The organism is Angustibacter sp. McL0619 (genome assembly GCF_049994355.1).
Taxonomy (GTDB): Bacteria; Actinomycetota; Actinomycetes; order Actinomycetales; family Angustibacteraceae; genus Angustibacter.
The window spans coordinates 974,314-987,094 of the sequence record NZ_CP188257.1 but is presented as its reverse complement, the minus strand read 5'-3'; the positions used below and the strand labels follow the sequence as shown (position 1 = coordinate 987,094).

12 protein-coding genes are annotated in these 12,781 nt (G+C 72.4%); 6 read left to right on the top strand and 6 right to left on the bottom strand.

Features of this window, described 5'->3' with window-relative positions; genetic code table 11:
- Nucleotides 1-15: 15 nt before the first annotated feature.
- On the bottom strand, nt 16-2,046 hold the full coding sequence (locus ACPPVT_RS04205; RefSeq protein ID WP_426565777.1) for a diguanylate cyclase: 2,031 nt from the start codon (nt 2,044-2,046) through the stop codon (nt 16-18).
- 119 nt (nt 2,047-2,165) lie between these two features.
- Here ACPPVT_RS04205 and ACPPVT_RS04200 point away from each other — a divergent pair, with 119 nt between their 5' ends.
- A complete protein-coding gene (locus ACPPVT_RS04200; protein WP_426567046.1) occupies nt 2,166-2,792 on the top strand; it encodes a 5-formyltetrahydrofolate cyclo-ligase in 627 nt (208 codons plus the stop codon).
- Here the strand turns inward: ACPPVT_RS04200 and ACPPVT_RS04195 are convergent.
- Nucleotides 2,776-5,310 (bottom strand): penicillin acylase family protein, encoded by a 2,535-nt coding sequence (locus tag ACPPVT_RS04195; RefSeq protein ID WP_426565775.1) that lies wholly within the window; start codon nt 5,308-5,310, stop codon nt 2,776-2,778. The two genes, ACPPVT_RS04200 and ACPPVT_RS04195, sit on opposite strands and share 17 nt — an antisense overlap.
- Before the next feature lie 100 nt (nt 5,311-5,410).
- Here ACPPVT_RS04195 and ACPPVT_RS04190 point away from each other — a divergent pair, with 100 nt between their 5' ends.
- The 5 genes from ACPPVT_RS04190 to ACPPVT_RS04170 all read left to right on the top strand — a co-directional run bounded on the left by ACPPVT_RS04190 (nt 5,411) and on the right by ACPPVT_RS04170 (nt 9,562).
- Entirely contained in the window at nt 5,411-6,910 is a 1,500-nt protein-coding gene (locus ACPPVT_RS04190) for a potassium/proton antiporter (protein WP_426565773.1), read from the top strand.
- Between the two features lie 42 nt (nt 6,911-6,952).
- Nucleotides 6,953-7,624: a hypothetical protein gene (locus ACPPVT_RS04185; protein WP_426565771.1), complete on the top strand. Its 672-nt coding sequence runs from the start codon at nt 6,953-6,955 to the stop codon at nt 7,622-7,624.
- A gap of 77 nt (nt 7,625-7,701) precedes the next feature.
- Nucleotides 7,702-8,277, top strand: coding sequence for a copper resistance CopC family protein (locus tag ACPPVT_RS04180; protein WP_426565769.1), 576 nt, complete (start codon nt 7,702-7,704; stop codon nt 8,275-8,277).
- Complete coding sequence (locus ACPPVT_RS04175; protein ID WP_426565767.1) at nt 8,274-8,816, top strand: MauE/DoxX family redox-associated membrane protein; 543 nt, start codon at nt 8,274-8,276, stop codon at nt 8,814-8,816. The genes ACPPVT_RS04180 and ACPPVT_RS04175 overlap by 4 nt, the downstream gene beginning before the upstream one ends.
- Complete coding sequence (locus tag ACPPVT_RS04170; protein WP_426565765.1) at nt 8,813-9,562, top strand: thioredoxin domain-containing protein; 750 nt, start codon at nt 8,813-8,815, stop codon at nt 9,560-9,562. The genes ACPPVT_RS04175 and ACPPVT_RS04170 overlap by 4 nt, the downstream gene beginning before the upstream one ends.
- 7 nt (nt 9,563-9,569) lie before the next feature.
- On the opposite strand, the gene ACPPVT_RS04165 is transcribed toward ACPPVT_RS04170, so the two are convergent.
- Genes ACPPVT_RS04165 through ACPPVT_RS04150 form a run of 4 tightly spaced genes read right to left on the bottom strand, consistent with a single transcriptional unit; the run spans nt 9,570 to nt 12,740 of the window.
- Nucleotides 9,570-10,643, bottom strand: coding sequence for an ABC transporter ATP-binding protein (locus tag ACPPVT_RS04165; protein WP_426565763.1), 1,074 nt, complete (start codon nt 10,641-10,643; stop codon nt 9,570-9,572).
- A 30-nt stretch (nt 10,644-10,673) separates the two neighbouring features.
- Nucleotides 10,674-11,510, bottom strand: coding sequence for an ABC transporter permease (locus ACPPVT_RS04160; RefSeq protein ID WP_426565761.1), 837 nt, complete (start codon nt 11,508-11,510; stop codon nt 10,674-10,676).
- A gap of 16 nt (nt 11,511-11,526) precedes the next feature.
- On the bottom strand, nt 11,527-12,333 hold the full coding sequence (gene modA / locus ACPPVT_RS04155) for a molybdate ABC transporter substrate-binding protein (protein ID WP_426565759.1): 807 nt from the start codon (nt 12,331-12,333) through the stop codon (nt 11,527-11,529).
- Nucleotides 12,330-12,740, bottom strand: coding sequence for a TOBE domain-containing protein (locus tag ACPPVT_RS04150; protein ID WP_426565757.1), 411 nt, complete (start codon nt 12,738-12,740; stop codon nt 12,330-12,332). Before ACPPVT_RS04150 ends, modA begins: the two co-directional genes overlap by 4 nt.
- Between the last annotated feature and the right edge of the window lie 41 nt (nt 12,741-12,781).

Sequence of the window (12,781 nt, the reverse complement as noted above, 5' to 3'; positions counted from 1 at the left end):
TGCAGTGAAGGGCGATCAACGGTCCAGCGAGCTCGCGTCGCCGGTCGGCACACCCTCGGCCGGCGGCGCGGTGGGCGCCGGCTGCACCCCTGGGGCCACCTGCCACTGGTTGCGGCCGGCCCGCTTCGCGGCATACAGGCCGTCGTCCGCTGCGCGCACCAGGTCACCGCTCGCGGTGCCGTGCATGGGCAGCGACGAGATGCCGACCGAGACGGTCACGTCGACGCTGTCGTCACCGACGATGAACGGCTCCTCGCGGACGGCCTCGCAGATCCGCTCGGCCAGGTGCTCGGCGCCCTCGGTGTCGGTCTCGGGAGTGACCACGACGAACTCCTCACCGCCGTACCGCGCCACCGTGTCGACCTCGCGCACCACGCTGGCCAGCCGGCGGGCGAGCTCGCGAAGCACCGCGTCGCCGACGGTGTGCCCGTAGGTGTCGTTGACGTTCTTGAAGTGGTCCAGGTCGAGGAGCAGCACCGACAGCGGTCGCTCGAACCGGCTGGCGCGCTCGACCTCGCGGGCCAGCGTCGTGGTCATGTGCCGCAGGTTGCCGGCGCCGGTCAGCGGGTCGGTCACCGAAAGCCGCTGGGCCTCGCGGTGCAGCAGCACGTTGTCGACGGCGATACCGGCCGGGCCGGCCAGCGAGACCAGCATGGCCTCGGCGTCGCTGTCGTAGGCGGGCTGCGACGGCTCGCGCTCGACGACGATCACGCCGACCGTGTGGTGGCCGCGGCGCAACGGTGCGGCCAGGGCCGGGCCGCCGAGCACCGTGGTGGAGTCCTCGTGCCCGTGGCCGAGGCGGCGCGGCATGCCGTCCACCGCGACCTCGCCGGCCAGGTCGCCGCCGAGCGGCAGGCGGCGCACGATGGCGCGCGGCGCTCCGGCCGGCACGGACGCCCGGGCGACGACCGAGCCACCCTCGACCAGCCAGGCCGTGGCCCGCTGGGACTCGGTGGCCGACGCGGCCGCCGACAGCACCGTGCCGAGCAGACCCTCGAGGTCGTGCGTTCGCTCCAGGGTGTCGCCGAGGCGGGCGACGTTCTCGCGCAGCAGGTTGCGGCTGCGCTCGAGCTCGGTGATCTTGAGCTCGAGCTCGTCGGTCATGTGGTTGAAGGCGCCGGAGAGTCGGCCGAGCTCGTCCTGTCCGCTGCTGGGTAGCCGGGTACTGAGGTCACCGCGGGCGACCCGCTCGGCGGCCTCGGTCAGGGCCAGGACGGGCCGGGTCAGGTTGGCCGCCAACCGGACCACCAGGACGATTCCGACGACCGTTGCCAGGACGAGCAGCAGGACGAGCCAGCCCTGCTGGTCCGCCAGCCCGCTGTTGGTGATGGCGGCCGAGACACCGCAGTACTGACCCTGTGCCTTGGTGCCGATGGCGACCTTGCGGTCCTCGATGTCCCGCGTCCCGGGGCTGGACGCCGCAGCCAGTCGCAGCTTGGTGCCCAGGGCGCCGGTGGCGGTGGAAACCCCGCGTCCCTGCGGGCAGGCGAGGGAGAGGTCGGTGCCGGAGGGCAGACCGAGCGAACCCGACAACGCGCGCAACCGCTGCTCGTCGTAGATCCGGCCGACGACCGCGGTGCCGATCGGTGCCCCCTTGGCGTCCACTGCCGGGACGACCTCGGCCAGCACCGGCAGCCCGGCGGCGGACAGCGGTGGCGCGCCGATCGCGGTCTGCGCCGAGCAGGAGGCGGCGAGCAGCTCGGAGACCGGCATGTCCGGCACGGGACCGGACGACGCGACCACCTTGTCGTCGCGGATCAGTACGGCGAAGGCCTCCGAGCCCTGCCGGGACACGGCGGCGCGAGCGGCCGCCTGCAGGTTCGTCGCGCGGGCCTGCAGCGCGAGCACTCGGGCGGCCTCGCCCTGGGACAGACAGCCGGCCTGCAGGGCAGCCCCTACCGAGCTGGCCGCCTGCGTCATGCCCTGTCCGGCGGACTGGCCGAGCTGGCGCGGCGCGAGCACCCCGATCGCGAGCAGGGCCGTGAGGGCCGGGATCAGCAGCACAACGCCCAGCACGACGGCCAGACGGCTGCGAACCGACTTCATGTCCCCCTCCAACCCCGATCGATGCGGCAGGCTGGCGCACGCGACGTCGTGGCATGGTGGCATGAAAGCCCGACGATCGTCACGGCGGACCTGGCAAAACTGGGCAAGAAGGGGGGTCCATCACGAACATTCCACCAATATCCGAAGAGGACCGCCCCGGTACGGCCCAGTCCAAGCCAGAGCTACGGCAACGCCTGAGGTCGGCGCGCCGCACTCGAGAGATTACCGCTCCCGGGCCGCTCGGCGACCTGCTGGCGTCCGTGGTGGACACGCTGCCCGAGGTGCGGGCTGCCGGGACGCTCGCGGCGTTCGTCTCCCGCCCGGACGAACCAGCTACCGACGTGCTGCTCACGCGCTGGCGCGCCCACGGACGCCGGGTGCTGCTCCCGGTCGTGCTGGCCGACCTCGACCTGGACTGGGCGCTGGACGACGGGGACCTGCGCCCGGGCGGCGTGGTGCGGGTGCCCGAACCCGGCGGCGCGCGACTGGGCGTGGACGCGATCGCCCGGGCCGACGTGGTGCTGGTGCCGGCCCTGGCGGTGGACCGGCGCGGCGTCCGGCTCGGGCAGGGCGGCGGCAGCTACGACCGCGCGCTGGCCCGGGTCCGCCCGGATGCCCTGCTGGTCGCGCTGCTGCACCCCGGCGAGCTGCTCGAGCAGCCGCTGCCCGCCGAAGCGCACGACCACCCGGTGCACGTGGTGGCCACGGTGGAGGGCGTCGTCCGGCTGGCTACTTCTGCGGGTTGAGCACCAGCTCGTCGGACTTCGCGTCCAGGACGGCCTGCTGGCTGAACGGCCACGGGTAGGTCCGGCCGGTCGCCCAGTGGTCGTTCTGGTCGTTGTAGTGCGCGTCGAACGGGTGACCGGAGGCGCCGGTCAGGTTCACCCAGGTCGACTTGTCCAGGTCCGACAGGTCCACCACCATCCGCATCGACGGCACCCAGCTGACCTGGTAGCCCTCGGCGGCGTTCCACCCGGTGGCGTCGACCAGCGCCGAACCGCCGCCGAGCTCGACCGGTCCACGGTTGAACATCGCACGGACCGGCCCCCACACGGTCGGGCCGCCGAGCGGGCTGTGGGTCAGCTCGAGCCGGTGCAGCCGCCCCCACTGCCAACGCGAGACGTCCTTGCCCAGGTCGCGGGTCAGCTCGAGGCGTGCCGCGACCATCGCCTGCCGGATGATCTCGTCGCGGTTCTCGATCGCACCGGGCGTGGCCTTGTTGTCCCACCACGGGTCGGACTTGCGCTTGACCAGGGTGGTCACGACCTCGAACCAGCGGTCCCCGCCGTCGGCCTGCAGGTCGTCACCGAGCTCGTCGTCGAAGCCCAACCGCATCAGGTTGCGCCACACCGCGTTGTAGTAGGCCGCGGCCGCCGAGTCCGGCGGCTGGGTGTAGTCCCAGCCGCGCAGCAGGTCCTGCGCCTCCCGGGTGAACGGGTCGTCCTTCAGGTCGGTCGCCAGCAGCAGCGGCACCAGAGTCGGCGCCATCCCGTTGCGGTTGTCGAACTGGATGGCGGACATGTCCGCGGCGGTCAGCCCGGTCCGGCCGGTGAGCAGGTCGCGGATCCGCTGCGAGCGGTAGCCGTAGGACCAGTCCTCGGTCAGGAACGGCAGTTCGGAGGCCTGCACCTGCTGGTTGGCGGTGACGACGAAGCCGTCGGCCGGGTTGAGCACGTGCGGCATCTCGCTGAACGGCACGTACGACGCCCAGCGGTACTTGCTGGACCAGCCCGGCACCGGCCAGCGCCCGTCGTACCCGGCGCGCACCGGCACCTTGCCCGGCGCCTGGTAGCCGATGTTGCCGTCCACGTCGGCGTAGACCAGGTTCTGCGAGGGCACCTCGAACTGCGCCGCGGCGGCGCGGAACTGGTCCCAGTCGGTGGCCCGGTCGATGGCGAAGATGGCGTCCGCCGTCCGCCCCGGGCTCAGCGCGGTCCAGGCCAGTGCGACGTCGTAGGTCGGGGCGTCCTGGCCGTTGTCGTCCTCCTCGCGGCCGGCGTCCTTGACGTCGGCCAGCACGTCGGACAGCAGCGGGCCGTGCCGCGTGGTGCGGACCGTCAGCGGGACGTCCTTGCCGCCGCGCACCTTGATGGTCTCGGCCCGGGTCTGCAGGGGGGCGTACACGCCGTCGTACTCGACGCTGTCGCCGGCCACCCGCTCCAGGTAGAGGTCGGTGACGTCCGGTCCAAGGTTGGTCAAGCCCCAGGCCACCTTCGCGTTGTGCCCGATGATCACGCCCGGCGTCCCGGAGAAGGTGAAGCCCGCCACGTCGAACGGGCAGTCCGCGTTGACCTGCCGGCAGTGCAGGCCCATCTGGTACCACAGGCTCGGCACGGCCGGGGCCAGGTGCGGGTCGTTGGCCAGCAGCGGCTTGCCGCTCTTGGTCATCCGCCCGGACACCACCCACGAGTTCGATCCGATGCCGTCCCCGCGGCCCATCAGCGCCGGCACCGAGTCCAGCGCCTTCTGGGCCAGCGCGAGCGCCGAGCGACCGGAGGCGGCGTCCGCCGCCCGCAGGGTGCCCGGCGGCACCGCCGACGCGCTCTGCGAGGTGGTGGACTCCGCGAGGATGGGCGCGTTGCGGTCCGTCGGGTAGGGCGGGTACAGCTGCTCGATCCGGCGCGGCGACAGGTACGCCGACAGCCGGGCGCGGGTGATCTCGTCGTCGTAGTTGGTCTTCAGGTCCCAAGCCATCGCCTTGAGCCAGGCCAGCGAGTCCACCGGCGTCCACGGCTCGACCCGGTAGTCCGGCAGCTGCAGGTCGAGCACCGCGTACTCGACGCCGAGCTCGTGCGTCGAGCGACCCGAGATGTAGGCGTTCACCCCGTCCGCGTAGGCCTGCAGGTACTGCCGGGTGGTCGCGGACAGCATCGGCAGCTCCGCCTCGGCCACCCGTCGCCAGCCCAGCGTGCGGACCACCTTGTCGGCGTCCAGCGCGTCCTTGCTCTCGCCGACCAGCTCGGACAGCCGCCCAGCGGTGATGTGCCGACGCAGGTCCATCTCGAAGAACCGGTCCTGGGCCTGCACGTAGCCCTGCGCCGCGAACAGGTCGTCGGCGTTGTCCGCGTACAGCTGCGGCACGCCCTGGCCGTCGCGCACCACCGACACCGACGCGTGCAGCCCGGGGACGTCGGCCTCGCCGCCGCGGTCCGGGAACGAGCGGCGCACCGAGGTGACCAGCGCGATCGAGGCCACCAGGGCGACGACCAGCAGAGCGGCGCACACGATGACTACGGTGCGGATGAGGGGGTTGAGGCGGGCCACGCTGCGAGACTAAGCCACCTCGACCCGAAGCCGGGGCAGGCCCGGGTCCCCCACGCACCGATGGAGGCCAACACGTGACCTCGCGGATCGGACCTGCCAGGTGAGCGTCGACCTGCTCAACCACTCGCTGCTGCTGGGCACCGCCGTGGTGCTGGTGGCGATCGCCGCGGTGCGCTTCTCGCTGTCGTCCGGCCTGCCGTCTCTGTTGCTGTACCTGGCGCTCGGGCTGGTGCTCGGCGAGGACGCCATCGGCATCAACTTCGACGACCAGCGGCTGACCCAGGTGCTGGGCTTCGGCGCGCTCGCGCTGATCCTGGCCGAGGGCGGGCTCACCACGCGGTGGACGACGATCCGGCACGCGCTGGCGCCCGCGGCAGTGCTGGCCACCGTGGGCGTCGTGGTCTCGGTGCTGGTGGTCGGCGCTGCCGCGTTCCTGCTGCTCGACCTGCCGTGGACCGTGGCGCTGCTGGTCGGCGCGGTGCTGTCCTCGACCGACGCGGCGGCGGTGTTCTCGGTGCTGCGCCGGGTGCCGATCCACCCGCGGCTGGCCGGGGTGCTGGAGGCCGAGTCCGGGTTGAACGACGCCCCGGTGGTCCTGCTGGTCGTGGCGCTGTCCGAGCAGGCGGCCAGCGACCACGGCGGCCATCCCTGGTACGTGCTGGTCCCGCTGGCCGCGTTCGAGCTCGCGGCCGGGGCCGCCATCGGCCTGGGCGTCGGCTGGCTCGGCGCCAAGGGCCTGCGCCGCCTCGCGCTGCCGTCGTCCGCGCTGACCTCGCTGGCGGTGCTCACGCTGACGGTCGGTGCGTACGCACTCGGCGCGACCCTGCACACCTCCGGCTTCCTGGCGGTCTACGTGGCCGGGCTGGTGCTGGGCAACTCCGAGATGCCGCACCGGACGGCGGTGCGCGGGTTCGCCGAGGCGGTCGGTTGGCTGGCCCAGATCGGCCTGTTCGTGCTGTTGGGGCTGCTCGCCTCGCCGGGCGACCTGGACACGCAGGTGTGGCCGGCACTGGCGCTGGGCGTGGTGCTGCTGCTGGTCGCCCGACCGCTGTCGGTGCTGGTCTCCATGACGCCCTTCCGGATGCCGTGGCGCCAGCAGGCGTTCCTGTCCTGGGCCGGTCTGCGCGGAGCCGTGCCGGTGGTGCTGGCCACTGTCCCGGTGACCACCGGCGTGCCGGGGGTGGAGTGGCTGTTCGACCTGGTCTTCGTGCTGGTCGTGGTGTTCACCCTGGTGCAGGGGCCGACGCTGCCGTTCATGGCCCGGCGGCTGCACGTCGAGCACACCATGGACTCGCGCGACCTCGACGTCGAGTCGGCGCCGTTGGACGAGCTGGGTGCCGAGATCCTGCAGGTGCGGATCGGCCAGGACTCCCGGCTGCACGGCCTGGAGGTGTTCGAGCTGCGGCTGCCCCGCGGGGCCAACATCGCGCTGGTGGTGCGCGAGCAGAACAGCTTCGTCCCGGGCGACCGGACGGTGCTGCGACGCGGCGACCAGCTGCTCGTGGTGACCACCCAGAAGGTCCGCCGCGAGACCCAGCGCCGGCTGCGCGCCCTGAGCCTGGGAGGCAGGTTGGCGCTGTGGGGCAAGCGGCCGCCATGAGCGGTGCGCGGACGCCGCCCGGTGGCCGGTTACCGTAGGGCCGTGACCAGCAGTGCCGTGCGTGGCCGACCGCAGGCGACTCCCGCGGCTGGGCGCGTGCGTGCGCTACGCGCCGGAAGTTTCACGGTCGTGGCGGTGTCGCTCGGACTGCTCGCGCACACCCTCGGCGGGGGCGCCCGCCCGGCCGCGCTCACCCTGGTCACCGCGACCGTGCTGCTGGGCTGCGCCTCGACCCTGGCCACCGGACGACGGCTGGGCCGGCTCGCGACAGCGTCCGGACTGGTGCTGAGCCAGCTCGGCCTGCACACCTGGTTCTCGCTGTCTGAGTTCTCGCCGTCTGGGTTCTCGCCGTCCGGGTTCTCGCCGTCCGGCGGCCACGGCTGCGACGTCGGCGGGCTGGTGCTGAGTCACCACCACACCCAGGTGCTCCACTGCGCCCACAGCGGCACCGCGTTCGCATGGTGGCCGGCGATGCCGGTGGCGCACCTGCTCGCGGTGCTGGTCACCGCCCTGCTGCTGGCGCACGGTGAGGCGCTGCTGTGGCGGCTGGCCGATCTGGCGGGTGCCCGGCTGGTGCGGCTGGTGCGCTCGGCTGTCGTCGGCGACCACTCACGGGTGGTCGCCCTGGTATGGACGGCGGCGGCGTCGTCCGGCCGTCTGCTGCTCGAGCCGATGCGCGGGCGTGGTCCCCCGGTGGCGGTCCGCGCGGGCTGAGGTTGCCACCGGCAGCCGGCTCGCGCGGGTACCTCTGCACCGAGCCGACGTCCACCCGCCCTGCCATCGGAGACCGCATGCCCTTTTCATTGGCCCACTCCCGACGACGCGTTCTCGCGCTCGCCGCGGCCACCGCGGTGACCCTCGGGCCCGCCTCTGCGGCCAGCGCGCACGACCAGCTGGCGAGCACCGTGCCGGCCGCCGGCTCACAGGTCAGCGCACCGACGTCCGTCACCCTCACCTTCGGCGAGGACGTCCTCGCCGCCGGAAACGGCAACCGGATCGTGGTGACCGGCCCGGACGGCCCGGTGCCGGGCGCCCTGTCGGTACGCGGCGCCGTGGTCGCGACGACGTTCGCGCAGCCGTTGCCGCCGGCCCGCTACCTGGTTGCCTGGCGCGTCGCCTCGGACGACGGGCACCCGGTCTCCGGCACGTTTCGGTTCACCGCCCTGGCTGGAGCCACAGCAGTGTCTTCGCCGTCGGTGTCTACTCCGGGCGCCTCGACACCGGTAGCGTCAGCCGGGAGCACGCACAGTCACGACGACGAGGCGGGCGGGCCCGGCCGGGTCCTGCTGCTGGTGTTGTTCGTGGGTGCGGCGCTCAGCGCCGGCACGATCGTGCTGGCCAGGCGTCGGCAGCGGGAGGCCTCGTGAGCAGGGAGTACGCGCCTGCCTGGCGGCTGTGGCTGGCCACCGCAGCGCGGCTGGTGCTGGGGGGCGTGCTAATCGTGGCCGGATGGCTCAAGCTCCCGGACCCCGCGGCGTCGGTCCGCGCGGTGCGCGCCTACCAGCTGCTGCCCGAGTCGGTCGTGCCGTCGGTCGGCCACGGACTGCCGTTGCTGGAGATCGTGGTCGGCGTCCTGCTGGTGGTCGGCTTCGCCACCCGGTTCGCGGCCGCCGTCGGCGGACTGCTCATGCTCGCGTTCATCATCGGCATCTCGTCGGCCTGGGCCCGCGGCCTGACCATCGACTGCGGCTGCTTCGGCGGCGGTGGTTCGGTGGCGGCCAACCAGACCAAGTACCTGCAGGAGATACTCCGTGACACCGGGCTGCTGCTCGCGGCCGCCTTCCTGGTGGTCTGGCCGGGCAGCCGGCTCTCCCTCGACCCGACACCGCCGACCCGACCCGCTCCGGCACCTGCGAGCGACTCGACCGCCTCAACTTCGTTGACCGAGAAGGAGACCCGACCATGACCTCCGGCAAAGCATCCCGCGAGACCCGCGAGGCTAAGGCCGCCGAGCGCCGAGCCTCCGCGGCCAAGGCCGAGTCCCGACGGCGCAACGGCATCATCACCGCCGTGGTGGCCGTGGTCGTCCTGGTGGTGGTGGGCGCCTACGTCCTCATCCAGAACGACAACAGCTCCAAGACAGGGTCCAGCAGCAACGCGGCACCGAAGAACACCCAGGGGAAGGCGAACCAGACGATCGTGGTGGGCTCACCGAGCGCAACCGTGCTGGTGACGGCCTACGAGGACTTCCAGTGCCCGGTCTGCAAGCAGTTCGAGCAGACCAGCGGACCGGTGCTGCTCGCCTACCTCAACCAGCAGCAGATCAAGATGAACTACCGGCCGATCGCCTTCCTGGACAGCGCCTCCACCACCAACTACTCGACCCGGGCGCTGAACAGCGCGGGCTGCGTGGTGGACACCAAGCTCGACGCGTTCCAGGCGTACCACAAGCTGCTGTTCGAGAACCAGCCGGCGGAGGGCAGCGCGGGCCTGCCGAACAGCAAGCTCATCGAGCTGGCCAAGCAGGCCGGCGCGGGTGACATTTCCGCGTGCGTCAACGCCGAGACGTTCAAGGGCTGGACGGTGGCGGTGACCGACCAGGCGAGCAAGGACGGTGTCAACGGCACGCCTACCGTCAAGGTCAACGAGCAGGTGCTGACGAACCCGTCGCCGACCGAGTTGAAGAGCGCCATCGACGCAGCTCTGAAGTAGGCGGCGCTCAAGTAGGCGAAGGGTAGACCTCCACCTCGGTCGCCTTGACCGACAGCCAGACCGCCGAACCGGGCCGTAGCGCGAGCTCGGCAACGGCGGCCGGGGTGATGTCCACCAGCAGCGAGGGCTGCGAGCGGACGTGCACACGCACCCTGTCGTGCAAGGGTTCCAACCCGTCGACGACGCCGGACCACAGGTTCCGGGCGCTGCCCGGCCCGGGCCGCTCAAGGTGCATGCTGACCGCGGACGGCGGGACGGCGACCAGCACCCGTTCGCCGACAGTCACCTCGCTCGCGCCGCGGATCTTCCCACCACCGTCGAGCTCGACGACGTGGTCCGCCGCTCCGTTGCCAGACAGCAGGTTCAGCCCCACCAGCCGGGCGACGTAGTCGGTGGCGGGGCGGCGGGCGACGTCCGCCGGCCGGCCCTGCTGGACGACGCGTCCGGCCTCGACCACGACCAGCCGGTCCGCCATCACCATGGCCTCGACCGGGTCGTGCGAGACGACCACGACCGGCCCGCCGAACTCGACCAGATGCCGGCGAAGGGTGACCCGCAGCTCGAGCCGGGCCCGGGCGTCCAGCGCGGCCAGCGGTTCGTCCAGCAGCAGCACCCGTGGCCGGCGGGCCAGCGCTCGGGCCAGCGCGACCCGCTGCGCCTGCCCGCCGGAGAGCTGGGCCGGCCGCCGGTCGGCCAGCGGCTCGACGTCCAGCCGTTGCAGCCACTCGCGTGCGCCGTCCCGGGCGATCTGCCGGTGAGCCCCGGCCGAGCGGGCCGCGAAGGCGACGTTCTCCAGCACCGACAGGTGCGGGAACAGCCGGTAGTCCTGAAAGACCAGGCCGACCGAGCGCTGCTCCGGCGGCACGAAGACGTCGGCGCCGTCGTCCAGGACCTGGCCGTCCAGCTCGATCCGCCCGTGCTGCAAGGGCTCCAGCCCGGCCACCGCCCGCAGCAAGGTGGTCTTGCCGGCCCCGTTCGGCCCGAGCAGGACGACCACCTCGTCGGGGGCGACCTCCACCTCGAGCTGCACGGTGAACGTGCCGCGGGTGATCTCGCCGTGCACCCGCAGCGACCCGCTCACTGGTTCACCCCGCTCACTGGTTCACCCCGCTCACTGGTTCACCCCGGTGCGCAACCAGCTGTCCCGCAGCAGCACCAGGACGGTGACCGAGACCGCCAGCAGCACCAGGGACAACGCGATGGCCGCATCGGGGTCGGTCTGCAACGCGATGTAGGTGGCCACCGGCATCGTCTGGGTGCGGCCCGGGAAGTTGCCGGCGAAGGTGATCGTGGCACCGAACTCGCCCAGCGCCCTGGCCCAGGCCAGCACGGCGCCGGCGACCAGCGACGGTGCCACCAGCGGCAGGGTGACCCGGCGGAACACGGTGATCCGGCTCGCGCCCAGCGTGACGGCCGCCTCGTCCATCCCCCGGTCGGCACTGCGGAACGCGCCCTCCAGCGTCAGCACCAGGAACGGCATCGCGACGAACGCCTCGGCGATCACCACGGCGGCCGGGGTGAACGGCAAGGTGATGCCGAACCAGGAGTCGAGGTACTGCCCGACCACGCCTCGCCGTCCGAGCGCCATCAGCAGCGCGACCCCACCGACCACCGGCGGCAGCACCAGCGGCACCGTGACCAGCGCGCGCAGCAGCGCGGTACCAGGCACCCGCGACCTGGCCAGCACCCAGGCCAGCGGCACGCCGAGCACCAGGCACACCCCGGTCGCCAGCGTCGCGCTGACCAGGGACAGCTTCAGCGCGCTGGCGACCTGATCGCCGGACAGCAGCTCGGGCAGCGCCCGCCAGGGCGCCCGGATGAGCAGCGCCAGCAGCGGCAGCACCAGGAAGACCACGCCGACCGCTGCGGGTACGGCCAACGGCCACGGCGGACGGTCGCTCGGTCCGCGTCGGCGCGAGGTCCGTCGCGCGACGGCGGACCTGCTCACGTCTGGCGGCACATGGTCAGGGTGCCTGGAAACCTGCCGCAGTCAGCACCGACGTGCCGGTCGGCGAGAGCACGAAGTTCATGAAGGCTTGGGCGGCGGCGGCGTTCTTGGAGCTCTTCAGGGTGGCGATCGGGTAGGACGTCGAGGCGTTCACGTCGTCCGGGATCTGCACTCCAGCCACCTTGTCACCGGCCGACTTGACGTCGGTGACGTAGACCATGCCCGCGTCCACCTCGCCGAGGGTGACCTTGGACAGCACCGCCTTGACGTCGGCCTCCTCCGTCACCGGCTTCACCGTGATGCCGGCGTTCTTGAAGACCTGTGCGGCGACCGCACCGCAGGGCACCTCGGACTGGCACAGCGCCACCTTGACCGAGGACTTGGCCAGGTCGTTCACTCCGGTCACCTTGGCCGGGTTGGTCGGCGGCACGGCGATCTCCATCACGTTCTTGGCGAACGTCTTCGGGTCGGCCGCGTCGCCGGCGTCCGTCACCTGGGTCATGTTCTTCGCACTGGCCGAGGCGAACACGTCCGCCGGCGCGCCCTGGGTGATCTGCTCGGCGAGCCCGGAGCTCGGGCCGAAGCTGAAGGTCACCTTGACCCCCGGGTTGGCCGCCTCGAACTTCTTGCCCAGGTCGGTGAACGACTCGGTCAGCGACGCCGCCGCGAACACCGTGATGGTGCCACTGACCGAGCCGGACGAGGTCGACGACGAGCCCCCTGCGCTCGACGTGTCGCTCTTGCTGTCGTCCCCGCAGCCCGCGGTGAACAGGGCGAGGGTCGCCACCAGGGTGACGGTCATGGTGCGACGGATGGTGTTCACGGCTGCTCCGGCTTCTCGATGACGACGTGGGTGGACTTCACGGATGCGATGGCGAGCACTCCCGGCTCGAGGCCCAGGTCGTCGGCGGCCTCGCGACTCATCAGCGACACCAGGCGGTGCGGTCCGGCCTGGACGTCGACCTGGGCCATCACGGTGTCCCGCACGACCCGGGTGACCAGCCCGACGAAGCGGTTGCGCGCCGACTCGACCAGGATCGGACGCGGCGTGGGTCGCTCGGTCGCCCCGGCGACCTCGGTGGCCAGCCGGGCCAGCTCGGTGCCGTCGACGACCTGCCGGCCGGCGGCGTCCGCCTCGACGCTCAGCCGTCCGGCGTCCACCCAGCGGCGCAGCGTGTCGTCGCTGACGCCGAGCAGCTCGGCTGCCTCACGGATCCGGTAGAGCGGCACCAGCGCAATGTAGCCGCACCTGCGGCTGGATAGCCATGATC

Coding starts and splice junctions, on each gene's coding strand:
- ACPPVT_RS04205 (WP_426565777.1), bottom strand. CDS start 2,046: ATGAAGTCGGTTCGCAGCCGTCTGGCCGTCGTGCTGGGCGTTGTGCTG.
- ACPPVT_RS04180 (WP_426565769.1), top strand. CDS start 7,702: ATGCCCTTTTCATTGGCCCACTCCCGACGACGCGTTCTCGCGCTCGCC.
- ACPPVT_RS04170 (WP_426565765.1), top strand. CDS start 8,813: ATGACCTCCGGCAAAGCATCCCGCGAGACCCGCGAGGCTAAGGCCGCC.